This window comes from Glutamicibacter sp. AGC84, from assembly GCF_053543575.1.
On record NZ_JBLVOC010000026.1, the window covers coordinates 354,515 to 377,874 of the forward strand.

The 23,360-nt window shown below is 60.5% G+C and carries 18 protein-coding genes and 4 rRNA genes; 19 read left to right on the plus strand and 3 right to left on the minus strand.

The window, feature by feature from the left end; translation table 11 throughout:
- Nucleotides 1-31: 31 nt before the first annotated feature.
- Nucleotides 32-511, minus strand: a complete 480-nt coding sequence (locus ACNPN0_RS16325) for an inorganic diphosphatase (RefSeq protein ID WP_105658632.1) — start codon at nucleotides 509-511, stop codon at nucleotides 32-34.
- 97 nt (nucleotides 512-608) lie between these two features.
- On the opposite strand from ACNPN0_RS16325, the gene dacB reads away from it, so the two are divergent.
- From dacB to panC, 13 genes are all read left to right on the plus strand, one after another.
- Complete coding sequence (dacB, locus tag ACNPN0_RS16330; protein ID WP_448938114.1) at nucleotides 609-1,973, plus strand: D-alanyl-D-alanine carboxypeptidase/D-alanyl-D-alanine endopeptidase; 1,365 nt, start codon at nucleotides 609-611, stop codon at nucleotides 1,971-1,973.
- Nucleotides 1,974-1,991: 18 nt separating this feature from the next.
- The gene (locus tag ACNPN0_RS16335; RefSeq protein WP_448938113.1) at nucleotides 1,992-2,918 is read left to right on the plus strand and encodes a zinc-dependent metalloprotease; all 927 of its coding nucleotides are present in this window, start codon (nucleotides 1,992-1,994) and stop codon (nucleotides 2,916-2,918) included.
- The gene (gene tilS, locus ACNPN0_RS16340) at nucleotides 2,915-3,841 is read left to right on the plus strand and encodes a tRNA lysidine(34) synthetase TilS (protein WP_448938112.1); all 927 of its coding nucleotides are present in this window, start codon (nucleotides 2,915-2,917) and stop codon (nucleotides 3,839-3,841) included. Before ACNPN0_RS16335 ends, tilS begins: the two co-directional genes overlap by 4 nt.
- Before the next feature lie 64 nt (nucleotides 3,842-3,905).
- The gene (hpt, locus tag ACNPN0_RS16345) at nucleotides 3,906-4,457 is read left to right on the plus strand and encodes a hypoxanthine phosphoribosyltransferase (RefSeq protein WP_105658629.1); all 552 of its coding nucleotides are present in this window, start codon (nucleotides 3,906-3,908) and stop codon (nucleotides 4,455-4,457) included.
- Nucleotides 4,458-4,564: 107 nt separating this feature from the next.
- On the plus strand, nucleotides 4,565-6,490 hold the full coding sequence (gene ftsH, locus ACNPN0_RS16350; RefSeq protein WP_105658628.1) for an ATP-dependent zinc metalloprotease FtsH: 1,926 nt from the start codon (nucleotides 4,565-4,567) through the stop codon (nucleotides 6,488-6,490).
- Nucleotides 6,491-6,499: 9 nt separating this feature from the next.
- Entirely contained in the window at nucleotides 6,500-7,078 is a 579-nt protein-coding gene (gene folE / locus ACNPN0_RS16355) for a GTP cyclohydrolase I FolE (RefSeq protein ID WP_286134348.1), read from the plus strand.
- 8 nt (nucleotides 7,079-7,086) lie between these two features.
- A complete protein-coding gene (folP, locus tag ACNPN0_RS16360; RefSeq protein WP_105658627.1) occupies nucleotides 7,087-7,989 on the plus strand; it encodes a dihydropteroate synthase in 903 nt (300 codons plus the stop codon).
- Nucleotides 7,976-8,818: a 2-amino-4-hydroxy-6-hydroxymethyldihydropteridine diphosphokinase gene (folK, locus tag ACNPN0_RS16365; RefSeq protein WP_448938111.1), complete on the plus strand. Its 843-nt coding sequence runs from the start codon at nucleotides 7,976-7,978 to the stop codon at nucleotides 8,816-8,818. The genes folP and folK overlap by 14 nt, the downstream gene beginning before the upstream one ends.
- Entirely contained in the window at nucleotides 8,806-9,267 is a 462-nt protein-coding gene (locus tag ACNPN0_RS16370) for a DUF3180 domain-containing protein (protein ID WP_105658625.1), read from the plus strand. Before folK ends, ACNPN0_RS16370 begins: the two co-directional genes overlap by 13 nt.
- Nucleotides 9,236-9,733 (plus strand): PH domain-containing protein, encoded by a 498-nt coding sequence (locus tag ACNPN0_RS16375; RefSeq protein WP_332487030.1) that lies wholly within the window; start codon nucleotides 9,236-9,238, stop codon nucleotides 9,731-9,733. Before ACNPN0_RS16370 ends, ACNPN0_RS16375 begins: the two co-directional genes overlap by 32 nt.
- On the plus strand, nucleotides 9,730-11,127 hold the full coding sequence (locus ACNPN0_RS16380) for a PH domain-containing protein (protein WP_181148927.1): 1,398 nt from the start codon (nucleotides 9,730-9,732) through the stop codon (nucleotides 11,125-11,127). The genes ACNPN0_RS16375 and ACNPN0_RS16380 overlap by 4 nt, the downstream gene beginning before the upstream one ends.
- 2 nt (nucleotides 11,128-11,129) lie before the next feature.
- Nucleotides 11,130-11,996 carry a Rossmann-like and DUF2520 domain-containing protein gene (locus tag ACNPN0_RS16385; RefSeq protein WP_448938110.1) on the plus strand — a complete coding sequence of 289 codons (867 nt, stop codon included), beginning with the start codon at nucleotides 11,130-11,132 and terminating at the stop codon, nucleotides 11,994-11,996.
- Between the two features lie 4 nt (nucleotides 11,997-12,000).
- On the plus strand, nucleotides 12,001-12,867 hold the full coding sequence (gene panC / locus ACNPN0_RS16390; protein WP_448938109.1) for a pantoate--beta-alanine ligase: 867 nt from the start codon (nucleotides 12,001-12,003) through the stop codon (nucleotides 12,865-12,867).
- Here the strand turns inward: panC and ACNPN0_RS16395 are convergent.
- Complete coding sequence (locus ACNPN0_RS16395) at nucleotides 12,864-13,817, minus strand: NAD(P)H-dependent flavin oxidoreductase (RefSeq protein WP_105662165.1); 954 nt, start codon at nucleotides 13,815-13,817, stop codon at nucleotides 12,864-12,866. The genes panC and ACNPN0_RS16395 overlap by 4 nt on opposite strands.
- A gap of 447 nt (nucleotides 13,818-14,264) precedes the next feature.
- On the opposite strand from ACNPN0_RS16395, the gene ACNPN0_RS16400 reads away from it, so the two are divergent.
- From ACNPN0_RS16400 to ACNPN0_RS16420, 5 genes are all read left to right on the plus strand, one after another.
- Nucleotides 14,265-15,790, plus strand: a 16S ribosomal RNA gene (locus ACNPN0_RS16400).
- A 598-nt stretch (nucleotides 15,791-16,388) separates the two neighbouring features.
- A 23S ribosomal RNA gene (locus tag ACNPN0_RS16405) occupies nucleotides 16,389-19,520 on the plus strand.
- Between the two features lie 162 nt (nucleotides 19,521-19,682).
- Nucleotides 19,683-19,799, plus strand: a 5S ribosomal RNA gene (rrf, locus tag ACNPN0_RS16410).
- Nucleotides 19,800-20,288: 489 nt separating this feature from the next.
- Nucleotides 20,289-20,489 (plus strand): helix-turn-helix transcriptional regulator, encoded by a 201-nt coding sequence (locus ACNPN0_RS16415; protein WP_105662736.1) that lies wholly within the window; start codon nucleotides 20,289-20,291, stop codon nucleotides 20,487-20,489.
- Nucleotides 20,486-21,682, plus strand: coding sequence for a type II toxin-antitoxin system HipA family toxin (locus ACNPN0_RS16420; RefSeq protein ID WP_448938379.1), 1,197 nt, complete (start codon nucleotides 20,486-20,488; stop codon nucleotides 21,680-21,682). Before ACNPN0_RS16415 ends, ACNPN0_RS16420 begins: the two co-directional genes overlap by 4 nt.
- 18 nt (nucleotides 21,683-21,700) lie before the next feature.
- Here the strand turns inward: ACNPN0_RS16420 and ACNPN0_RS16425 are convergent, their stop codons facing one another.
- Nucleotides 21,701-22,144: a MepB family protein gene (locus tag ACNPN0_RS16425; protein ID WP_404598856.1), complete on the minus strand. Its 444-nt coding sequence runs from the start codon at nucleotides 22,142-22,144 to the stop codon at nucleotides 21,701-21,703.
- A 947-nt stretch (nucleotides 22,145-23,091) separates the two neighbouring features.
- Here ACNPN0_RS16425 and ACNPN0_RS16430 point away from each other — a divergent pair.
- Nucleotides 23,092-23,360: ribosomal RNA gene (locus tag ACNPN0_RS16430) — 16S ribosomal RNA — on the plus strand; the annotation flags it as partial.

A 23,360-nucleotide genomic window follows, 5' to 3' on the forward strand; every position in this document is an offset into this window, starting at 1 on the left:
CCCCCCGCCATGTTCGGCTTGAGCCTAGTGGCTAGGCCTTGAAACGCTCGATGGAGCGAGCCAGCTCGGCTTCGGCAGCCTCGCGGCCTTCCCAGCCCTCGGCCTTGACCCACTTGCCTGGTTCCAGGTCCTTGTAGCGGGTGAAGAAGTGCTCGATCTCCTTGATCAGCCATTCGTCGATGTCTTCAAGTTCCTTGATGTGGTCAAAGCGCTTGTCGGCAGGAACGCACAGCAGCTTGGCATCGCCACCGCCATCGTCGGTCATGTTGAATACGCCAATTGGGCGTGCTTCGACAACAACACCTGGGATCAGGTCAACACCAGGGATGAAGACCATGGCGTCCAATGGATCGCCATCTTCGCCCAGAGTATCGTCGAAGTAGCCGTAGTGGGTTGGGTACTGCATCGAGGTGAACAGCACGCGATCCAGGCGCAGGCGGTGGGTCTCGTGGTCGATCTCGTACTTGACGCGCGATCCGGTAGGGATCTCGATGGTCACGTCGTGGCTCATGAAAAGCACACTCCTAAACTAGTCTTAGGGATATCCGCTAATAAGGGTATCGCCCCATTGCGCCTGATGGATAAAACTGCGAGAGGAATGTAACCATATGAACACTGCCGCCCGACGCGCTATTACGCTGGGGGTGGCGATTGTTGCCATGGTTGCAGTGATTGCCGCGATGCTGCTGGCCCCGCGATTCTTCACCGGAGAGCCCGAGGCTTCCTACACTCCGGCCAGTGCGCAGCTGGCCGATAAATCCCCAGTCGCCGTGCGGGACCTGGACCCCAACGCCGCGCAACCGGACCCCGGGATCCTCGCCGCGAAGCTGGATGGCATCCTGGGGGACAAGCCCGACCGGACGTCCTTCAACGCCCAGGTGGTCGACGTGGCCACGGGCACTGTCCTGTATGACAGGAACTCCGAAATAAATGGCACCCCGGCCTCCAGCCTGAAGGTAGTCACCGCCATCGCAGCCCTCGATGCCCTCGGCGGCGACACCCAGCTGTCCACCAGCGTGCTGCTCGATGGCGGCACGCTGATCCTGCGCGGCGGGGGAGATGTGCTGCTGGGCGACGGGGAATCGGACCCGGCGCACCCCAAGGGCTATGCAGGACTGGCAACCCTGGCCAAGCAGACCGCCGAAGAACTTGAAAAGCGCGGCATCAGCGAGGTCAAGCTGTGGCTGGACGACTCGCTGTTCGGCGATGCGCACAGCAACCCCGCCTGGGACAAGTCGCTGTTCACCTCCAATAACATTGGCCAGGTCTACCCGATTGCGCACTACGCCGGGCGTGCCGGGGAAAGCACCAGCACCGCCTACCAATCCGACCCGGCCGAGCAGGTCCGCAAGGTCTTCGCCCAAGCCCTGGGCGAGCAGGTCAAGGTGGATGAGGGTGGCCGCGGCCCCTATGCGGGGGGCGAGCAGATCACCGAAGTGAAGTCCGCACCGCTGCGCGATGTCATCAAGCACATGCTGCTGGTTTCGGATAACTACATTGCCGAATCCATGGGCCGCCTGGTGGCGCTGGACCGCCAGATGCCCGGGGAACAAGCGGGCGCCGCCGTCGCTGCTGTGGCCCAGGCCCATGGGGCCGCTGGCCACACGCTCGTGGACACCAGCGGCCTGGCTGCCAGGAACCGGATTTCGCCCGCGGCGCTGACCGCGGTCCTGCGCTCGGCCGCCACCAGCAAGAAGCCGGAACTGCGCGAGGTCGTCTACTCGCTGCCGGTCGCCGGCTACAACGGCACCTTGATGAACCGCCTGGGCGGTGCCGGAACACTTGGCCTGGTCCGCGCCAAGACCGGCTCGCTCACCGGCGTGGCCACGCTGACCGGCATGACCATGACCGAAGACGGGCGCCTGCTCGCCTTCTCGATCTATGCCGATCAGCCCAACGGAACACTCGCACCCCACAAGCCAACCATTGACTCCGCTGTCACCGCCATCCGTGGCTGTGGCTGCCGGAGCTGAACGCCGCAGGAGCAGCAAATGAACCAGTTCGTCGATTGGAAGCTGGCGGCCAAGGCCGCGAAAACCCTGATGCCCGCCGGGCCGGGGATCCAGGCCCAGGATGCCGCGCGGATCATCGAGGAGCTGCGCATCGCCGCCGGCGAAGGCCTGGTGGAGGCTGAGAAGGTTTCCAAGCTGGCTGCTTCCGCGCCCTCGCAGACCCTGGTGGTGGACCGGTCCGGCTGGGCCAAGGCCGTCAGCCAGAATTTCGCGGCCCTGCTCCCGGCAGCGCGCCAGGACGTCCCCGGGGTGGTCCCCTTGATTGCCGGCGCAGAACTTGGCGCGGTGCTCTCGGTGCTGGGCACCCGGGTGCTGGGCCAGTTCGACCCGTTCGTCGGCCCGCGCCTGCTGCTCAACGCCCCGACCATCACCCAGATCCGCGGCGAGCTGAATGTGAACGCCCGCGACTTCTACCTGTGGATCGCCACCCACGAGCAGACCCACCGACTGCAATTCGAGCACGCTGCCTGGATCCCCGGGGTCATGAAGCAGACCCTGGCCGAGGCCTTCGAGCCGCTGGCCGGCACCACCCACTCCATGGGCGAACTGGGTGAACGCCTTAAATCCATGAAGTCCGAGGTCAGCGAACTGACCAGCATCATGTCGGTGCTCGAAGGCCACGCCATGGTCGTGATGAACGATGTCACCTCGATCCGCAGCATCAAGACCATCCGCCGCCGCTTCGAAGCTCGTGGCGAGAACCGTTCGGCCCTGGCGATCCTGCTGGGCAAGCTGCTGGGATTGGATGCCAAGGCGCTGCAGTACAAGCGCGGGGCAAAATTCGTGCGGCATATCGTCGACGCGATCGGGTACGAGGGCTTCAACGAAATCTTCACCGCCCGCGAGATGTTCCCGAGCGCCGGGGAACTCGACCATCCGGAACGCTGGCTGGCCCGCACCCGATGAGCCGCGCCCTTCACCTTGCCCGCGCCGCCATCAGTGCCAGCAGCGCGCCCGGGCTGAACCTGATCGGGGTTTCCGGAGGTGCCGACTCGCTAGCCCTGGCCATTGCCGCGGCGACGCTGCCCGCTGCCTTCGGCGCCGTGGTCGTCGATCACGGCCTGCAGCCCGGCAGCGCCCAGGCGGCCGAACGCGCCGCCGGGCAATGCCGCGAGCTGGGATTGGACCCGGTGGCGGTGGTCCAGGTCGAGACCTCGGATGACGAGGCTTCGGCCCGCACGGCCAGGTACCAGGCCTTTGAAGCAGCCCTGCAGCAGTTCAACGCGCAGGCACTGATGCTCGCCCACACCCGCGACGACCAGGCTGAGCAGGTGCTGCTGGGGCTGCTGCGCGGATCGGGAACCCGCTCGCTGGCCGGCATCCCTGCCCGGCGCGGACCCTACCGGCGCCCCCTGCTGGAACTGTCCCGGGCGCAAACCGAGGAAATCTGCCGGCAGGCGGGGCTTGGCTACTGGGAAGATCCGAGCAACGCGGACACCGGGTACAAGCGCAACCTCATCCGCCATAGGATCCTGCCCTTCTTGCGCGAGGAACTAGGCGAGCATGTTCCCGAAGCACTGGCGCGCACCGCCAGCCTGGCCGCCGTCGACGCCCAGGCCCTCGATGAATGGGCCCGGGCGGCCAAGGACGAGCACGGGTTGGCGATCCCGGACCTGGCCAAGCTTCCGGTGGCCATCAGCTCGCGAGTATTACGCCTGGCCGCCATGGAAGCCGGGGCCAGGAATGTGGGCCATGAGCGAACGGCGGCGCTGTGCGCGCTGGCCGGGCTCGGCGTCCCCAAGTCCAAATCAGCAGGTCCTGTGCAGCTGGATGGCAGGATCAGCGCCTTCCGGCGGCAATCGGTGATCGTTTTCACCACAACCGGCTAAACAACCTTCCGCTAAATGTGGCACTCTAGGTAAGTACCACACCTCTAGAATCAGGAGAATTCTCGTGGATTCCAATGCAGTCAAAGCCGATCTTGCGCACGTTCTGTACACCAAGGAAGAAATCCAGGCCCGCGTGGAAGAACTTGCCGCGCAGATCGACAAGGATTACGAAGGCCGCGACATCCTCGTGGTAGGTGTGCTCAAGGGCGCCGTGATGATCATGGCTGACCTGGTTCGCGCACTGAACTCCCACCTGACCATGGACTGGATGGCAGTGTCCTCCTACGGTTCGGGTACCCAGTCCTCCGGTGTGGTGCGCATCCTCAAGGACCTGGATTCCGACCTCATGGGCAAGCACGTGCTGATCGTCGAGGACATCATCGATTCCGGCCTGACCTTGTCCTGGCTGAAGTCCAACCTGGAATCCCGCGGCCCGGCTTCGGTGGAAATCTGCACCCTGCTGCGCAAGCCGGAGGCAGCCAAGGTGGAAATCGACGTCAAGTACGTCGGCATGGACATCCCGAACGAATTCGTGGTGGGCTACGGCCTGGACTTCGCGGAAAAGTACCGCAACCTTGATTGCGTGGGCACCTTGGCCCCGCATATTTACCAGTAGGGAACTTTTCTCGCCAATGGGGCGTTGAGAAATATCGAAGGTGGCGTGACCCGGACGCCAGAGCAGTGCGTGAGGGGGATGCGCCAGGCGCGGGGCCTGTCGGATCAATGAAAACGAAGAAGCTTTTTAACAGCTGGATCATTTGGGTCCTGGTCGGCGTTGTCGCCGTGGTGTTGTTCCTGCCGATGGTCTTCGGCAATAACTCGGCCAAGGTGGACACTTCCGTAGGCCTGCACCAGCTCACCAGCGGCAATGTCACCGAAGCGAAGATGTTCGACGGCGACCAGCGCGTGGATCTGAAGCTGCGCGACTCGCTGAAGGTCGATGGCGTGGACAAGGGCACCTCGGTGAGCTTCTACTACTCCACCGCCCGTGCCGAACTGGTGGTCGATGAGATCAACAAGGCCAACCTGGGCAAGTTCACCGACCAGCCGGTGGAAAGCAACTGGCTGCTGTCGATGCTCGGGATCATCATCCCGTTCCTGCTGATCGCCGGCATCTTCTGGTTCATCCTCGCCCGCTCCCAAGGCGGCGGCTCCAAGGTCATGCAGTTCGGCAAGTCCAAGGCGAAGCTGATCACCAAGGACATGCCGCAGGTGACCTTCAAGGATGTCGCCGGCGCCGACGAGGCCGTGGAGGAACTCCACGAAATCAAGGAATTCCTGCAGGAACCAGCCAAATTCCAGGCCCTGGGCGCGAAGATCCCCAAGGGCGTGCTGCTCTACGGCCCTCCGGGCACCGGCAAGACCCTGCTGGCCAAGGCCGTAGCCGGCGAGGCGGCGGTACCGTTCTACTCGATCTCCGGTTCGGACTTCGTGGAGATGTTCGTCGGCGTGGGCGCCTCGCGCGTGCGCGACTTGTTCGAGCAGGCAAAGACCAACTCCCCGGCGATCATCTTCGTTGACGAAATCGACGCCGTCGGCCGCCATCGCGGCGCCGGCATCGGCGGCGGCAACGATGAGCGCGAGCAGACCCTGAACCAGCTGCTGGTAGAGATGGACGGCTTCGACGCCACCACCAACGTCATCCTGATTGCCGCGACCAACCGCCCCGACGTGCTGGACCCGGCGCTGCTGCGCCCGGGCCGCTTCGACCGCCAGATCCCGGTGGAGGCACCGGATCTGAAGGGCCGCGAGCAGATCCTGGCCGTGCACGTGAAGGGCAAGCCGATGGATGCCACCGTGGACCTGAACGCCGTCGCGAAGAAGACCCCGGGCTACACCGGCGCCGACTTGGCCAACGTGCTCAACGAGGCCGCGCTGCTCACCGCCCGCTCCAACGCGAACCTGATCGACGACCGCGCCCTGGACGAGGCCATCGACCGCGTCATGGCCGGCCCGCAGAAGCGCACCCGCCTGATGGACGAGCACGAGCGCAAGGTCACCGCCTACCACGAGGGCGGCCACGCGCTGGTGGCCGCGGCCATGAACCAGACCGCACCGGTCACCAAGATCACCATCCTGCCGCGCGGCCGCGCGCTGGGCTACACCATGGTGGTTCCCGAATCCGACAAGTACTCGGTCACCCGCAACGAGCTGCTGGACCAGATGGCCTACGCCATGGGCGGGCGCGTCGCCGAGGAGATCGTCTTCCACGATCCGTCCACCGGTGCGTCGAACGACATCGAGAAGGCCACCGCCACCGCGCGCAAGATGGTCACCGAATACGGCATGAGCGAGAAGGTGGGCGCCGTGCGCCTGGCCGGCTCGGCTGCCGAGCAGGGCATGGGCACCGCCTCCCGCGACTTCTCCGACGAAATGGCCCACCTGGTGGACCAGGAAGTGCGCGAGCTGATCGAGCAGGCGCACAACGACGCCTACCAGGCGCTGATGGCCAACCGCCATGTGCTCGACCGCCTGGCCCTGGCGCTGCTGGAGCGCGAGACGCTGAACCAGAAGGAGATCGCCGAGATCTTCTCCGACCTGGTGAAGCGCGACAAGCGCGAAGTCTGGCTGAGCAACGAGGCCCGTCCGGTGCACCAAGAGGGCCCGATATTAAGCCCCAAGGAGCGCGCAGCTTCCTCGACCGACTAGGATCGAAGCGTGAGTGAACTACAAGAGATTGATCAGCCGCGGATCGCGGCAGCCGTGCGCGAGATCCTGGAAGCCATTGGCGAGGATCCCGACCGCGACGGCCTGGTAGACACCCCGAAGCGGGTGGCCAAGGCCTATGCGGAGTTCTTCGCCGGCTTGCACCAGAAAGCGGCAGACCACTTGTCCACCACCTTCGACATCGAGCACGATGAGATGGTGCTGGTCAAGGACATCCCGTTCTACTCGACCTGCGAGCACCACCTGGTGCCCTTCTACGGTTCGGCGCATATCGGCTACATCCCGGGCAAGGGCGGCAAGGTCACCGGCCTGTCCAAGCTGGCCCGGCTGGTCGAGGTGTACGCCCGCCGCCCGCAGGTCCAGGAGCGCCTGACCACCCAGATCGTCGATGCCCTGGTGGAGCACCTGAACCCCTCCGGTGCGATCGTCGTCGTTGAATGCGAGCACATGTGCATGTCCATGCGCGGGGTGCAGAAGCCCGGCGCGAAGACCGTGACCAGTGCGGTGCGCGGGCAGCTGCGGGAAACCGCCACCCGTGCCGAAGCCATGAGCCTGATCCTCGGAAAGTAGGAACCCCCATGTCGCTTGGAGCGATCCCGGGCACCGGCCCGAACACCAGCCCATTGCCGGTGATCCGCAAGTCCAGCAAGAAGACCATGGCCGACCTGCCAACCGGCCGCACCCTGGTCATGGGCATCCTGAACGTCACCGAGGACTCCTTCTCGGATGGCGGGAAGTACCTGTCCGCCGATGCCGCGATCGACCAGGGCCTGAAGCTGCTGTACTCGGGTGCCGACATCATCGACGTGGGCGGCGAATCCACCCGCCCGGGCGCCACGAACGTGGATCCTGCCCTGGAGCGCGAGCGCATCATCCCGGTCATCGAAGCCCTGGTGAAGGCCGGCGCGGTGATCTCCGTGGACACCATGCATGTCTCCACCGCCCGCGCGGCCATCGCCGCCGGCGCGCACCTCATCAACGACGTTTCCGGCCTGACCTATGAGCCGGGCATGCCGGAGCTGATCGCGGAAACCGGCGTCCCCTACGTATTGATGCACCGCCGCGGCACCGCGCAGGACATGGTCTCCGAGGCCAACTACCAGGACGTGGTCACCGAGGTCATCGGCGAATTGCGCATGCTGCGCGATGAATTCGTCGCCAAGGGCGTGGCCCCGGAGCAGATCATCATCGATCCGGGACTGGGCTTCGCCAAGGATGCGCAGCACAACTGGGCGCTGCTGGCCAACGTCCCTGCCATCGAGGAGCTGGGCCACCGGGTGCTGATCGGCACCAGCCGCAAGCGCTTCCTGGGCGAACTGCTGGCCGAAGGCTCCAAGAGCCGCGCGCCGATGGAACGCGATTCCGCGACCGCCGCGACCACCGTGCTGGGCGCCCGCGACAAGGTCTGGGCAGTGCGCGTGCACGATGTCACCGGCAACCGCGACGCCATTGAAGTCGTGCAGGCCTATGGATCGCATTAGCATCTACGGAATTTCGGCCACCGGCTACCATGGCGTTTTCGACCATGAGAAGCGCGACGGCCAGGAATTCATCATTGACGTGGTGCTGCACGTGGATATCTCACGTGCGGCAGCCAGCGACAATGTTCTTGACACGGTGCACTACGGCGAAGTCAGCGAGCTGGTAGTCCAGCAGATCCAGGCCGGCCCGTGGGACCTGATCGAGAAGCTGGGCAGCGAAATCGCCGAGGCGATCCTCGCCGCCTACCCGGGCGTGTCCACCATCGACGTGGTGGTGCACAAGCCGCAGGCTCCAATCCCGGTACCGTTCACCGATGTCACCATTTCGCTGACGCGGCACCAGAAGCAGCACACCGCGATCATCGCGTTGGGCGCCAACCTGGGTGATCCGCAGGCTACCCTGGCCGCCGCGGTGCAGGACCTCGGCGCAGAACTCGAGCTGCTCAAGGTTTCCCCGCTGGCCATCACCAAGCCGGTCGGCGGTCCGCCGGAACAGCCCGATTACACCAACCAGGTCGTCCAGGTGCGTACCCGGCTGGCCCCGCATGAGCTGCTGGATCTGTGCCAGTGGATAGAAGCCAAGCACCACCGCACCCGCGAGGTGCGCTGGGAAGCGCGCACGCTGGATCTGGACCTGATCGCCTACGACCAGCTGAACCTGGATGATGAGCGGCTGACCCTGCCTCATCCGCGCGCCGCGATCCGCGGCTTCGTGTTGGCCCCGTGGAGCTGGATGGATCCGGACGCGGTGCTGAACGGGCAACTGGTTTCCCGTTTGGCCGCCGAAGCTGCCGATACGAAGGACATCATCCGGCTATGGCCAAGCTGAAGCTGCGCTGGCTGCTCTGGTGTGCCGGGCTCGGGGCCGTGGCCGGCTGGATCGCGTTGCGCCTGCTCACCGCGGCAGGCAGGTACGCGCCGGTGCTGGACTACTCCGCCCTGTACTCGCTGGGCGCAGTCTGCGCGGTGATCCTGTTCCTGGGGATCCGCGTGAAGCGCTCCACCTTGGGCAAATCGGACTTCGAGCCGATCGCCGCAGCTCGTACCCTGGTTCTGGCCCAGGCCTCGGCGTATGCCGGTGCGGTGATTGCCGGTTGGCATGTTCCGGCCATCATCACCCTCTGGGCGGCCACGGGGATCACCCCCACCCTGACTCGCGGCCTGGTGCTGACTGGTGCTGGTGTCCTCATGGTGATTATTGGGTATATTGTTCAGCAACTGTGCAAACTACCTCCAGAGGATACCGATGGCAACAGCGACTCCGTGGTCACCGAATAACTTCACCCCAGCCCACCGGGACTACGCCAAGGTCAAGTTCACCACCTGGGCGATCACCTGGGGCCTGTTCCTGCTGGCGGCCCTGGTCCCTGCCGTGCTGGCAGTCACCGGCGTCGGCATCCCGCTGTGGCTGGTGCTTTCCCCGGTCCTGCTGGTGCTGGCGATCGCGTTGCCGGCATTGCGCATCATCCGCCGCCAGGTCGCCGCACTGGGCTATCTCGAACGCGAAGAAGACTTCATCGTCCGCTCCGGGGTGATGTGGCGCAAGCAGGTGGTCATTCCCTACGGCCGCATGCAATACGTCGAGGTCAACAGCGGGCCGCTGGAGCGCCGCTATGGGTTATGCCAGCTGACGCTGAACACCGCCGGCAGCGCTGCCACCGCGCACGTCTACGGGTTGCCCGAGGGCGAAGGGCAGGCCCTGCGCGAACGGCTCGTGGCCGCCGGCGAAGAGAAAATGCTATGAGCCAGGCCGAAGAACTGGCCACCGGAGACAGTGCCGAGCCATGGCAGCGGGTGCATCCAGCCAGCCCGTTCGTCCACGGCTGGCTGGCCATCATCGGCCTGGGCTACATCTACTGGCAGAACACCGACGACCTGTCCTGGGCGGAGCGCTTCTCCGGCACCAGGCTGATGTGGACCGTCGCGGGCGCCGGCATCGCACTGGCCGTGGTGCTCATCTTCTACTTCCTTTCCTGGTACTTCACCCGCTACAAGCTCACCAGCACCCACGTGTACGTGAATTCCGGGATGCTATTCCGCAGCCAGAAGCAGGCGCGCATCGACAAGGTGCAAGGCATAGACATTGCCCAGCCACTGGTAGCCCGGCTGCTGGGCCTCGCCGAACTGCGCTTTGACGTGGCCGATTCCTCCGAGTCGGTGCTGCGCCTTTCCTTCCTGCGCAAGGCCGATGCCCACGCGCTGCGCGTGGTCATCCTGGAGCGGGCCCGCGGCGAAGAACCTGCCGCTGCCCAAGAAAGCGGCTCCCACGACGCGGCGGATCGCGCGGCAGCCCAGCCGCAGGCCGCCGCGGACGCATTGCCGCTGATGGCCAACGTGCCCATTGGGCGCCTGATTGGCTCCATGTTCCTGCAATTGCCGGTGATGTTCGGGGTGCTCGCATGCCTGGCGATGCTGGTGCTTTGGCTTGCCGGGGTCGACGGAATCATCGCGGCCCTGGTCCCCGCGGCCTTGGCCTTCGGCAGCTTCTACTACAAGCAGCTGAACCAGGGCTGGAACTTCACCGCCAGCGCCTCGGACACCGGCATGCGCATCAGCTACGGGCTGGCTGACACCCGCCAGCACTCCATTCCTGCCGGCCGCGTCCAGGCCATTTCGGTGACGGCACCCTTCTTCTGGCGGATGCTGGGCTGGTACAAGGTGGAAGTCAACGTGCTGGGCACCAAGAGCGATGACGCGGATAACCTGCAAGTGCTCCCGGTGGGCGACTTCGAGTCGGTCGCCCGGATCATGGGGATCCTGCTGCCGGATCTTGGCGTCGCCAACCAGCGCGAGGTGCTGGCCACCGCGGTGAGCACCGGATGCGAACACGGTTTCACCGGCTCCCCGGAACGCGCCAAGCCGCTATCGCCCGGGGCATGGAAGCACCAGGCGTTCCTGGCCACCGGCACCACGGTGATTTCCCGGTATGGCTGGCTGGCCCGGCAGGCCAGCTTCGTGCCGCATAACCGGGTGCAGGGCATGAGCTGGGGCCAGGGACCATGGGAGCAAGGACGTAAACTGGCCGGTGTCCGCTTGCACTGTGCCGGCGGAAACATCATCGGATACCTGCATCAAATTGATGCGGACACCGCAGCAGAATTTATTCGGGCGCAAACCCGGCGCCTGGTTGAAAGGTAGAAGTGGACGCACCACGCTTGGGAATCGGCATCATCTCCGCCGGCAAGGTAGGCACCGTGCTTGGTGCGGCGCTGGCAGCCAGCGGACACCGGATCACCGGAATCCACGCCGTCTCGGAGGATTCGCGCGATCGCGCCGACGCCTTGCTGCCCGGCGTGGAACTGCTGGACCCAGCAGAAATCCTGCGCCGCAGCGAACTGGTGCTCTTTGCGGTACCCGACGACGTGCTCGGCGAACTGGTGTCCGGACTGGCAACGGGCGGCCATATCGCCGCCGGGCAGTTGATCGCGCACACCGCCGGGCGGTACGGCACCTCGATCCTGCAACCGGCCTTGGATGCTGGCGCCTTTGGACTGGCAATCCACCCGGCCATGACCTTCACCGGCATGAGCATGGACCTCCAGCGCCTGACCGACTGCGTCTTCGCGGTCACCGCGGACGAGGCCATCCTCCCGGTAGCCCAGGCGCTGGTGGTGGAAATGCGCGGGGAGCCGGTGGTGATCGCCGAGCAGCATCGTGCCAGCTACCACGCGGCCCTGGCCCATGCGGCAAACCACCTGAACACCATCACGGCGCAATCGGCGGACATCCTGCGCCGGATCGGCGTGGAAGAACCATCCAATACCCTGCGCGCCCTGATGTACGCGAGCCTGGATAATGCCCTGCGTTCCGGCGCGGGCGCACTGACCGGCCCGGTAGCACGAGGCGATAGCGGAACGGTCACCGCGCACCTGCAGGCGCTGGCCGACGCCCCGGCGGAAACCAACAATTCCTATCGGAGCCTCTCGCGCGCTACCGCGCTGCGCGCCGCAGAACGCGGACTGATCTCCCAAGGCACGCTGGAAGAGCTTCTGCGAGTTCTAGAATAGAAGCGTGAAAACCCCGAAGATTGTAAAGACCCGTGCCGAGCTGAAGGCTGCTATTGCCGCAGCTAACCCGGGATCGCTGGGCTTCGTGCCCACTATGGGAGCCCTGCACCGCGGACATGCTTCGCTGTTCAAGGCCGCCCGCGCAGAAAACGAACTGGTAGTCATCTCCGTATTCGTCAATGAGCTGCAGTTCAACGATGCCAGCGACTACGCCAACTATCCGCGCCAGCTCGACGCTGATGTGCAGCTGGCCGCGGCCGCCGGCGTCGATCTTGTCTTTGCCCCGGACGCTTCCGAGATCTACCATGCCGGCCTTCCGCTGGTGAAGTTGAGCTCCGGCGCGCTGGGCGAAATGTATGAAGGCGCCTCGCGTCCAGGCCACTTCGATGGCATGCTGGCCGTAGTCGCCAAGCTGCTGCACTTGGCCGACCCGCGTCGGGGCGAATACCGCGCCTACTTCGGCCAGAAGGATGCCCAGCAGCTGATGCTGATCCGCCGCATGGTTGCCGACCTGGACTATCCGGTAGAACTGCGTGCGGTGCCGATCGTGCGCAGCCCGAAAGGCCTGGCGCTTTCCAGCCGCAATGCATTGCTCAACGAGGAAGAGAAGGAAGCAGCCTTGGTGCTGCACCGTTCGATCCAGCTGGTTGCCGACCGTGCGGCACGCAATGAACCGCTGTACATCGAGGATGCCATCGGCATGTACCAGATGGCCCCGCTGGTGGAGCTGGACTACTTCGCCGTCGTTGACCCGGATACCCTGCAGGAACTGGCATTCAACTGCCAGGACACCCCCTTCACCGGCGAGGGCTTGATCCTTGTCGCGGCGAAGGTGGGCAACGTCCGTCTGATCGACAACCAGCCGATCTAGGCAAAGCGTCGAGCAGCCTGCCCGAGGACCTGGCGGAAGCCGCACAGCTCCTGCATGATTTCGGCGGCGGGCTGCTCGGCGCCAACGAACTGCACTGCCTCACCGGCATAGACCGGGGCTATGTCCGTCAGCGCTTCGGAGCGGGCCTGATCCATCTGCTCGCGCAGCGCATCGTTCGGCTCCCAGCTGGAAAGATCCGCGTGCTTGTCGCTGAACTCATTGCGCAGCGCCCGTCCGCCGAACTCGGGCGCCCATGGCAATTGCTGGGCGAGATCGAAGGCGCGGGTATAGATAGTGTCATCCAGGCCCGCATTGCGTGCTGCGCTCTTCATGTTCCCGTGCCCGCTGGACTCTGCTGCCGAGAGGAAACGGGTCCCGATCCAGGCAGCTTCCGCGCCAGCTGACAGCACCGCGGCGATACCTCGCGCAGTGCCGATGCCTCCGGCCGCCACCACAGGCTTCTGGTGCTGGGCGGTTGCCAGCTGCAGCAGCGGCAGAGTTCCGGCTTCATTGCGGCCATGTCCGCCACCTTCTGCGCCACGGGCAATGATGATGTCGATGTCATCAGCCATCGCGCGTTCCAGATCTGCCGCATTGCCTACCTGCATGGCGGTCAGAACTCCAGCCTCATGGGCTACCGCCGCGGCCCGGGTGACATCGCCGAAGCTCAAGGTCACCAACGAGGGCCCGAACTCCAAGAAGGCCTCTAGCGGGGAGAGATCCGTTTCCAGCGCCCAGGCCATGAAGCCGACGCCCCATGGAGTACTCAGGGATTCAACGAATTGCGTTTGCTGTTCGATCCAGTCAGCTGTGGGAGTTGCAGGCGAACCGATCATCCCTACACCTCCCGCGTGGGAAACAGCTGCAGCCAAGGCGCCGCCAGCCGCGCCAGCCATAGATGCATTGAAGATGGGTTCACGGTATCCAAGGAGTCTTTGCAGGTCGCTCATGAGCCCAGACTAGAACAGCGAGATGCATGTGACCTAGAACGCGGCCCCTCGATTTGTAAGTGCCCAAGAACCTGTGTATAGTTTTTATCTGTTGCCGGAACGGAAACAACACGGAATCTACCGTTTGTTTACCCGGCAGCCAATCACTTTTCACTGAAGGTTTTCCGCCGATTTTGATCGGATCAGGAAGTCTGGTAAGTTGGAAAAGTTGCTCCGGAGCGAAGCAGTCATCGAAGGATTGGTGGTTGTGGTGTCGAGAGTGTTTGTTGTTTGAGAACTCAATAGTGTGCCAAGTTTGTTGATACCGAATATTTTTATTTGGTGAATACATAACATTTGCTTGAGGCATTGCACCCCCGTGCAGTGTTCTTGAGTGTTTTATTATTCGCCAGGACTTCATTGGCTTCGCCCTTATTTTCCAAGGGGTTGCCGGTGGCTTTTTATTTTTTTATGGAGAGTTTGATCCTGGCTCAGGATGAACGCTGGCGGCGTGCTTAACACATGCAAGTCGAACGATGAAGCCCAGCTTGCTGGGTGGATTAGTGGCGAACGGGTGAGTAACACGTGAGTAACCTGCCCCCGACTCTGGGATAAGCCCGGGAAACTGGGTCTAATACCGGATATTACCTTTGACCGCATGGTTGTTGGTGGAAAGATTTATCGGTGGGGGATGGACTCGCGGCCTATCAGCTTGTTGGTGAGGTAATGGCTCACCATGGCGACGACGGGTAGCCGGCCTGAGAGGGTGACCGGCCACACTGGGACTGAGACACGGCCCAGACTCCTACGGGAGGCAGCAGTGGGGAATATTGCACAATGGGCGAAAGCCTGATGCAGCGACGCCGCGTGAGGGATGACGGCCTTCGGGTTGTAAACCTCTTTCAGTAGGGAAGAAGCGAAAGTGACGGTACCTGCAGAAGAAGCGCCGGCTAACTACGTGCCAGCAGCCGCGGTAATACGTAGGGCGCAAGCGTTATCCGGATTTATTGGGCGTAAAGAGCTCGTAGGCGGTTTGTCGCGTCTGCCGTGAAAGTCCGAGGCTCAACCTCGGATCTGCGGTGGGTACGGGCAGACTAGAGTGATGTAGGGGAGACTGGAATTCCTGGTGTAGCGGTGAAATGCGCAGATATCAGGAGGAACACCGATGGCGAAGGCAGGTCTCTGGGCATTTACTGACGCTGAGGAGCGAAAGCATGGGGAGCGAACAGGATTAGATACCCTGGTAGTCCATGCCGTAAACGTTGGGCACTAGGTGTGGGGGACATTCCACGTTTTCCGCGCCGTAGCTAACGCATTAAGTGCCCCGCCTGGGGAGTACGGCCGCAAGGCTAAAACTCAAAGGAATTGACGGGGGCCCGCACAAGCGGCGGAGCATGCGGATTAATTCGATGCAACGCGAAGAACCTTACCAAGGCTTGACATGTGCCAGACCGCCTCAGAGATGGGGTTTCCCTTCGGGGCTGGTTCACAGGTGGTGCATGGTTGTCGTCAGCTCGTGTCGTGAGATGTTGGGTTAAGTCCCGCAACGAGCGCAACCCTCGTTCCATGTTGCCAGCACGTAAAGGTGGGGACTCATGGGAGACTGCCGGGGTCAACTCGGAGGAAGGTGGGGATGACGTCAAATCATCATGCCCCTTATGTCTTGGGCTTCACGCATGCTACAATGGCCGGTACAATGGGTTGCGATACTGTGAGGTGGAGCTAATCCCTAAAAGCCGGTCTCAGTTCGGATTGGGGTCTGCAACTCGACCCCATGAAGTCGGAGTCGCTAGTAATCGCAGATCAGCAACGCTGCGGTGAATACGTTCCCGGGCCTTGTACACACCGCCCGTCAAGTCACGAAAGTTGGTAACACCCGAAGCCGATGGCCTAACCACCTTGTGTGGGGGGAGTCGTCGAAGGTGGGACTGGCGATTGGGACTAAGTCGTAACAAGGTAGCCGTACCGGAAGGTGCGGCTGGATCACCTCCTTTCTAAGGAGCTAACCATTATTGGTTGCCCATGCTGGACACGAGTGTTGTCCGGGTGGGTTGCTCATGGGTGGAATATCAATGGACTCAATACCGGAAAACGTGCTGGCTGATGCTGGTGCGGGGTATTGGCTGTGGCCGCGTGGTGCTTGGGCATCTGCTAGTACGCATTGCAGGGGGTTTTCTTCTTGCGGTGCTGGAATGCGGTGTGTGGGTGTTGCGTGGTTTGTATGGTTTGGCATGCTGTTGGGTTTTGAGGCAACAAGCCTCCTTTCCTGGTGAATGGTTGCTGGGGTTCTTCCTGTGGGGAGGGTCCTGGTGGTGTTCGCTTGGGTGAGGGGTTCTTGGTGTTTCGGTGTTTGTCCTGTGTTTGCTGCAAGGATGTCCTGTTGGATTGATGCTGGCCTTTGGTTGGTGTTGGTTTTGGGGTGTTGTTGCGGGGGTGCGGGGTTGTTGTTTGGGAACTGTATAGTGAACGCGAGCATCTTGCAGATGAGATGAGCTGGGTAGTCCTTTTCCTTGGATTGCCTGGTGTTGGAGTCTTGTCTGCGTGATTTTGTTAGATTGTTTTATTGCTCATATCTTTTGACTTTGATGTTGTGTTGAAGTTTTTAAGGGCGCACGGTGGATGCCTTGGCATCAAGAGCCGATGAAGGACGTGGGAATCTGCGATAAGCCTGGTGGAGTCGATAACCGGACGTTGAGACCAGGATTTCCGAATGGGGGAACCCCGCACCATGTTATGTGGTGTGACCTGCAGCTGAATGTATAGGCTGTGTGGAGGGAACGCGGGGAAGTGAAACATCTCAGTACCCGCAGGAAGAGAAAACAACAGTGATTCCGTTAGTAGTGGCGAGCGAACGCGGATGGGGCTAAACCGGTTGGTGTGTGATAGCGGATAGGCGTTGCATCACCGGGGTTGTGGGGTCGGCATGTACCAGCGCTATCTTGCTGGTGGGATGAGGTGCAGGCGTATAGGTGAATCGGTTGGAATGCCGGACCATAGAGGGTGATAGTCCCGTAGGTGTAATGCGTGTCTGCCGTTCTAGTGTTGATACCCGAGTAGCACGGGGCCCGTGAAACCTTGTGTGAATCTGCCAGGACCACCTGGTAAGCCTGAATACTACTTGATGACCGATAGTGAATCAGTACCGTGAGGGAATGGTGAAAAGTACCCCGGGAGGGGAGTGAAATAGTACCTGAAACCGTGCGCTTACAATCCGTTAGAGCTGGGGACTTGTTCCCTGGTGATGGCGTGCCTTTTGAAGAATGAGCCTGCGAGTTAGTGTTACGTCGCGAGGTTAACCCGTGTGGGGAAGCCGTAGCGAAAGCGAGTCTGAATAGGGCGTTTGAGTGGCGTGATCTAGACCCGAAGCGAAGTGATCTACCCATGGCCAGGTTGAAGCGCGTGTAAGAGCGTGTGGAGGACCGAACCCACTTCAGTTGAAAATGGAGGGGATGAGCTGTGGGTAGGGGTGAAAGGCCAATCAAACTTCGTGATAGCTGGTTCTCCCCGAAATGCATTTAGGTGCAGCGTTGCGTGTTTCTTGCTGGAGGTAGAGCTACTGGATAGGCGATGGGCCCTACAAGGTTACTGACCTTAGCCAAACTCCGAATGCCGGCAAGTGAGAGCGCAGCAGTGAGACTGTGGGGGATAAGCTTCATAGTCGAGAGGGAAACAGCCCAGAACGCCAACTAAGGCCCCTAAGCGTGTGCTAAGTGGAAAAGGATGTGGAGTTGCTGTGACAACCAGGAGGTTGGCTTAGAAGCAGCCACCCTTGAAAGAGTGCGTAATAGCTCACTGGTCAAGTGATTCCGCGCCGATAATGTAGCGGGGCTCAAGCACACCGCCGAAGTTGCGTCATTCAAATATTAACCTGGTTTCGATTGGGTGTTTGGATGGGTAGGGGAGCGTCGTGTGGACGGTGAAGTCGCGGTGTAAACCAGCGGTGGAGGCCACACGAGTGAGAATGCAGGCATGAGTAGCGAATGACGGGTGAGAAACCCGTCCGCCGAATGATCAAGGGTTCCAGGGTTAAGCTAATCTGCCCTGGGTTAGTCGGGACCTAAGGCGAGGCCGACAGGCGTAGTCGATGGACAACGGGTTGATATTCCCGTACCGGCGAAGGACCGCCCATACTGAGCTGTGGATGCTAACCATGATTGACGCTAGCTGTTGGTGCCTTCGGGTATCTTGCTGGTTGATGTGGTGGGAACCGATGCAGTGAGGTCAGCGTATTAACAGGTGTGACGCAGGAAGGTAGCCGAGCCAGGCAATGGAATTGACCTGGTCCAAGGGTGTAGGAAGAGTGGTTGGCAAATCCGCCGCTCATGTTTCTGAGACCTGATAGGCGCCCCGTTTTCGGGGTGATTCGGTGATCCTATGCTGCCTAGAAAAGCATCGGCGCGAGGTCCAAGTCCGCCCGTACCCCAAACCGACACAGGTGATCAGGTAGAGAATACTAAGGCGATCGAGAGAATCATGGTTAAGGAACTCGGCAAAATGCCCCCGTAACTTCGGAAGAAGGGGGGCCTGCCCCGTGATGAGAACTTGCTTCTCTGATGCGGGTGTGGGCCGCAGAGACCAGGGGGAAGCGACTGTTTACTAAAAACACAGGTCCGTGCGAAGTCGCAAGACGATGTATACGGACTGACTCCTGCCCGGTGCTGGAAGGTTAAGAGGACTGGTTAGCAGTAATGCGAAGCTGAGAATTTAAGCCCCAGTAAACGGCGGTGGTAACTATAACCATCCTAAGGTAGCGAAATTCCTTGTCGGGTAAGTTCCGACCTGCACGAATGGAGTAACGACTTCCCCGCTGTCTCAACCATGAACTCGGCGAAATTGCAGTACGAGTAAAGATGCTCGTTACGCGCAGCAGGACGGAAAGACCCCGAGACCTTTACTATAGTTTGGTATTGGTGTTCGGTGCAGCTTGTGTAGGATAGGTGGGAGACTGTGAAGCTTGGACGCTAGTTCAGGTGGAGTCATCGTTGAAATACCACTCTGGCTGTACCGGTCACCTAACTTCGGACCATGATCTGGTTCAGGGACAGTGCCTGATGGGTAGTTTAACTGGGGCGGTTGCCTCCTAAAATGTAACGGAGGCGCCCAAAGGTTCCCTCAGCCTGGTTGGCAATCAGGTGTCGAGTGTAAGTGCACAAGGGAGCTTGACTGTGAGAGTGACAGCTCGAGCAGGGACGAAAGTCGGGACTAGTGATCCGGCGGCACCTCGTGGAAGGGCCGTCGCTCAACGGATAAAAGGTACCTCGGGGATAACAGGCTGATCTTGCCCAAGAGTCCATATCGACGGCATGGTTTGGCACCTCGATGTCGGCTCGTCGCATCCTGGGGCTGGAGTAGGTCCCAAGGGTTGGGCTGTTCGCCCATTAAAGCGGTACGCGAGCTGGGTTTAGAACGTCGTGAGACAGTTCGGTCCCTATCCGCTGCGCGCGTTGGAAATTTGAGAAGGGCTGTCCTTAGTACGAGAGGACCGGGACGGACGAACCTCTGGTGTGTCAGTTGTACTGCCAAGTGCATCGCTGATTAGCTACGTTTGGAAGGGATAACCGCTGAAAGCATCTAAGCGGGAAGCCTGCTTCGAGATGAGATTTCCATGCACCTTGAGTGTGAGAGGCCCCCAGCTAGACCACTGGGTTGATAGGCAGGATGTGGAAGCAAGGACTAAAGACTTGTGTAGCTGACCTGTACTAATAGGCCGATGACTTTCAACACACAATAAAACAATATTTGAACTGATGATTTCAATGCTGTTCGCGTTCACTATGCGGTTACGAGACAACAACCTCTAACCACAAATACGGATGAGTTACAAGACTTTGTAGCACCGGAAAACATTGACCAGGAAACGTTTTGGTTTGTGTGCTTCGTGATTGTTACGGCGGTCATAGCGTGGGGGAAACGCCCGGTCCCATACCGAACCCGGAAGCTAAGGCCCACTGCGCCGATGGTACTGCACTCGTGAGGGTGTGGGAGAGTAGGTCACCGCCGGACTTAACTTGAGTAGATGGTTTGAGGCCCTGGTACCGTTTGGTGCCGGGGCCTCACCTGTTTAACGAGAAGGGGAGGGGGAATTGGGCAGCTGGTGCTGCTTGGTTCCTCCTCCCCTCCTGCTTTAACGAGCTTGAGTGCTGGCCGCTAGCGCAGACCGCTCAAGGAACGACCAGGCAGGCATGGGGTTGTGAATGCAGCCATGGCTAAGCTGTGTCCCGATGTCGGACGCGCTTGAAGCGACTAAGCAGACTGCGTGGCCCTGGACCTCCGCGGCTCACTACGGGAGAGAACGCCCGCTCCGTTGCAGGTGCTTTATCCGATGGGTTCTGGTCCGCCAATCGGCAAGATCCTGCCTTTTGATGCCTCTGACAATCGATTGCTTGCACCTGGCTATCATTTCGGTAACTTGTTGCCGATTCTTGCTCCATGCTGAATGATAGTGAGCAGAATGTCGCCAATCGGCGAAATGCTGCCGGAAGAGGATCTTTCATGAATTCAGTGACTGAGCTAGGGGCCGAATTGCAGCGCGTTAGAAAACAGAATGGCCTGACGCAGGAACAGCTGGCTGAATTAGCTGGCATCTCCGAACGTACGCTGCGCTCCATAGAACGAGGGGCGGGAAACCCCTCCATTGAAGCGGTGCTCTCCGTCGCGAATGTACTCGGCCTTCGAATTCGCGTGGCCAAATGAAGCCGCAACTCCAAGAGCTCAAGCTTGTTACCAAGGCTGACGTCTACTGCAACGAAAACCTCGCCGGCACTCTAGCCAGACAGTCCGACGGAAGCGTGGCCTTCAGCTATAACAAGGACTACCTTGCACATGGTGGCGCGGGCATTGCGACATCTTTGCCAGCTTCCCCGGAGGCATACGTTGGGCCTGGGGGCGCGTTGCCATCGTTCTTCTCGGGACTATTGCCCGAAGGCCATCGCCTGACCGTTCTCAAGGACGCAACTAAGACCAGCATCTCTGACGAGTTGACTCTGCTGATGGCAGTGGGCGCCGATACTCCAGGCAATGTACGCGTTGTTCCGGAAGGATCAGCACTGGAGCAAACCCCCGTGGTTGCTGAATTCAGCAGCACGGCCGAACTCGACTTCTCGGTCCTCGCGCGCACCTTGGACCGCCACTCGATCCCCGGCGTGCAAGACAAGATCAGCGCAACCATGCTGACAACACCAGTGGAGTTCAAGAACAGCGCCTATCTGCTCAAGCTTGATCCCCGGGATCATCCGCATTTGGTCGTTAATGAGGCGCAGCACCTGAAAGCAGCGCGATTGCTCAAACTTCCGGTCGCAAACAATCGGCTAGTACTGGATTCCACTGGGAGTCCGGGGCTGCTGGTCGAGAGGTTCGATCGCGAGGGTGTCGAGGGGGCGGATAGTCCCACGCGTTTGGCGTTGGAAGATGCCATGCAGGTATTGAACCTTCCGCCGGCAAGCAAGTATGCAGTGAGCACGGAACAAGCTATTGAAGCCTTAGCGCTGCAGTGCCAGGCTCCGGTGCTCGCCAGGCGCAATCTATACATGCAGTTCGTCTTTGCGTGGCTAACTGGCAACGGCGACTTGCATGGAAAGAACGTCTCGATTCTGGCGGACTTGCATGGACGGTTTAATGTAGCGCCCATCTACGACATCCCATGCACCCTGGTCTACGGCGATGACACCATGGCTTTGACTGTTGCCGGCAAGGCTAAGAATCTGAAGAAGAAGCACTGGGCGGAGCTTGCAAGGGTGCTCGGCTTGGCTGACCGGGCCACGCAGTCAGCGAACCAGTTGGCATTGAAAGCCGCATTGACTGTGGATCTCAGCGAGTTGCCTTTTGAAGGTTCACCTTTGCGTGGGACGCAACGAGAACTCAGGTTCCGGCGCATGGAGCTGCAGTAGGCGTCTGAGCGGGACAAGTTAGTCTGCGAGCAACGTGAACGCAGGCAGCTGACTATTCTGGCTTTTCTTCGCTTGCCCCTTAAGGCCAGCCGTCCATGATGGATAGACGCGGAAACCGCGCTTGCCTGGAGCCGATGCTGAGGCGAAGACGCCCAGCTCCTCGAGGTGCTGTTGAGTAAAGCGGAAGACGCCAAAACAGCCGGCTTCCTCGATAAAGACCATAACTCCGCGCAGTCCCTCTTCGGATTCGTAGGGGGCAGTAGTCCCAGTTTCGTCCCGATGCCATATGGCTACGAACCCACCTGGCTTTGTTGGCGTGATCCTTGCGGTCCTGATCCGCCACCGCTGTCCGTCAAGCTCAGTTGCCCCGGCTTGATAATCGCTCTGCTGTTCTTCGGGAGTCACCTCGCCATACGATTGCCCAGTGAGGTGGCAATAGCGTTCCAACGCCGTGAACTTCATAGACTTCATCCTGTATTCGGTAGATCATCAAGTGGAGTGGCAGCGATCGAAATATCGCTGCTATTCACCGTAGCCGAGGGTGGTGCTTACGTAGCACTGCAAGACCTGTATTGGGCCGGCATCAATGCCGACTGCTCTAGGTAGTCATTGCGCTGATGCCGCCTTGGCCGTCACGCGCATGGAACCTCCAGATGCATCGTTTCGCCATGTGCGTTCTCTTCTTGTGCCTTGCTCAGACGCACGCATGCGCCCGCATCGTCTAATCGGCTGATGTGGGCACAATTCATTGGGTTCGCGTATATGCGTACGCTTCTCAAGGGTTCAATAAACTCGCTAGGTACAGGCGCTGATGCTCTGTGCAGCTGCGAAATAATGTTTACGCGCTCAGCCCTAGCTCGGTAATAATTGCCAGCGATTGGGCACATGGAAAGAGCCGAATCAGCAGTTCAGGAATTAAGTGTGCACGGTCACCGTCAAAAACCACCCACCCGATTTGCAGGACCCCCAAAACCTGTGTATAGTTTTTCCTTGTCGCCGAGAACAAAACGGAAGAAATAACCGGATGTGAAACGGCGGCAGAACCCCAGAAAATCAAGGTTTTTCCACAGTCTTGTGGACAACAATTGAAAAGAATGGGAACTGAGAATACTGGTTCAAATCACAAACAATGGATTTGACTTTCAGGAATTCGAAGTTATAGAATATGAATATAACGCTGGACGAAATTACCGCCTGGAATGGTGGGTAAAGAACCGGTAAGTGTTTGTTGTTTGAGAACTCAATAGTGTGCCAAGTTTGTTGATACCGAATATTTTTATTTGGTGAATACATAACATTTGCTTGAGGCATTGCACCCCCGTGCAGTGTTCTTGAGTGTTTTATTATTCGCCAGGACTTCATTGGCTTCGCCCTTATTTTCCAAGGGGTTGCCGGTGGCTTTTTATTTTTTTATGGAGAGTTTGATCCTGGCTCAGGATGAACGCTGGCGGCGTGCTTAACACATGCAAGTCGAACGATGAAGCCCAGCTTGCTGGGTGGATTAGTGGCGAACGGGTGAGTAACACGTGAGTAACCTGCCCCCGACTCTGGGATAAGCCCGGGAAACTGGGTCTAATACCGGATATTACCTTTGACCGCATGGTTGTTGGTGGAAAGATTTATCGGTGGGGGATGGACTCGCGGCCTATCAGCTTGTTGGTGAGGTAATGGCTCACCA

Bases quoted from the DNA above. Each gene is read 5' to 3' on its own strand.
- dacB (WP_448938114.1), top strand. From the start codon at position 609: ATGAACACTGCCGCCCGACGCGCTATTACGCTGGGGGTGGCGATTGTT.
- ACNPN0_RS16325 (WP_105658632.1), bottom strand. From the start codon at position 511: ATGAGCCACGACGTGACCATCGAGATCCCTACCGGATCGCGCGTCAAG.
- ftsH (WP_105658628.1), top strand. From the start codon at position 4,565: ATGAAAACGAAGAAGCTTTTTAACAGCTGGATCATTTGGGTCCTGGTC.
- ACNPN0_RS16415 (WP_105662736.1), top strand. From the start codon at position 20,289: ATGAATTCAGTGACTGAGCTAGGGGCCGAATTGCAGCGCGTTAGAAAA.
- ACNPN0_RS16375 (WP_332487030.1), top strand. From the start codon at position 9,236: ATGGCAACAGCGACTCCGTGGTCACCGAATAACTTCACCCCAGCCCAC.
- ACNPN0_RS16420 (WP_448938379.1), top strand. From the start codon at position 20,486: ATGAAGCCGCAACTCCAAGAGCTCAAGCTTGTTACCAAGGCTGACGTC.
- folP (WP_105658627.1), top strand. From the start codon at position 7,087: ATGTCGCTTGGAGCGATCCCGGGCACCGGCCCGAACACCAGCCCATTG.
- ACNPN0_RS16380 (WP_181148927.1), top strand. From the start codon at position 9,730: ATGAGCCAGGCCGAAGAACTGGCCACCGGAGACAGTGCCGAGCCATGG.
- ACNPN0_RS16335 (WP_448938113.1), top strand. From the start codon at position 1,992: ATGAACCAGTTCGTCGATTGGAAGCTGGCGGCCAAGGCCGCGAAAACC.
- tilS (WP_448938112.1), top strand. From the start codon at position 2,915: ATGAGCCGCGCCCTTCACCTTGCCCGCGCCGCCATCAGTGCCAGCAGC.
- folK (WP_448938111.1), top strand. From the start codon at position 7,976: ATGGATCGCATTAGCATCTACGGAATTTCGGCCACCGGCTACCATGGC.
- ACNPN0_RS16425 (WP_404598856.1), bottom strand. From the start codon at position 22,144: ATGAAGTTCACGGCGTTGGAACGCTATTGCCACCTCACTGGGCAATCG.
- ACNPN0_RS16395 (WP_105662165.1), bottom strand. From the start codon at position 13,817: ATGAGCGACCTGCAAAGACTCCTTGGATACCGTGAACCCATCTTCAAT.
- ACNPN0_RS16370 (WP_105658625.1), top strand. From the start codon at position 8,806: ATGGCCAAGCTGAAGCTGCGCTGGCTGCTCTGGTGTGCCGGGCTCGGG.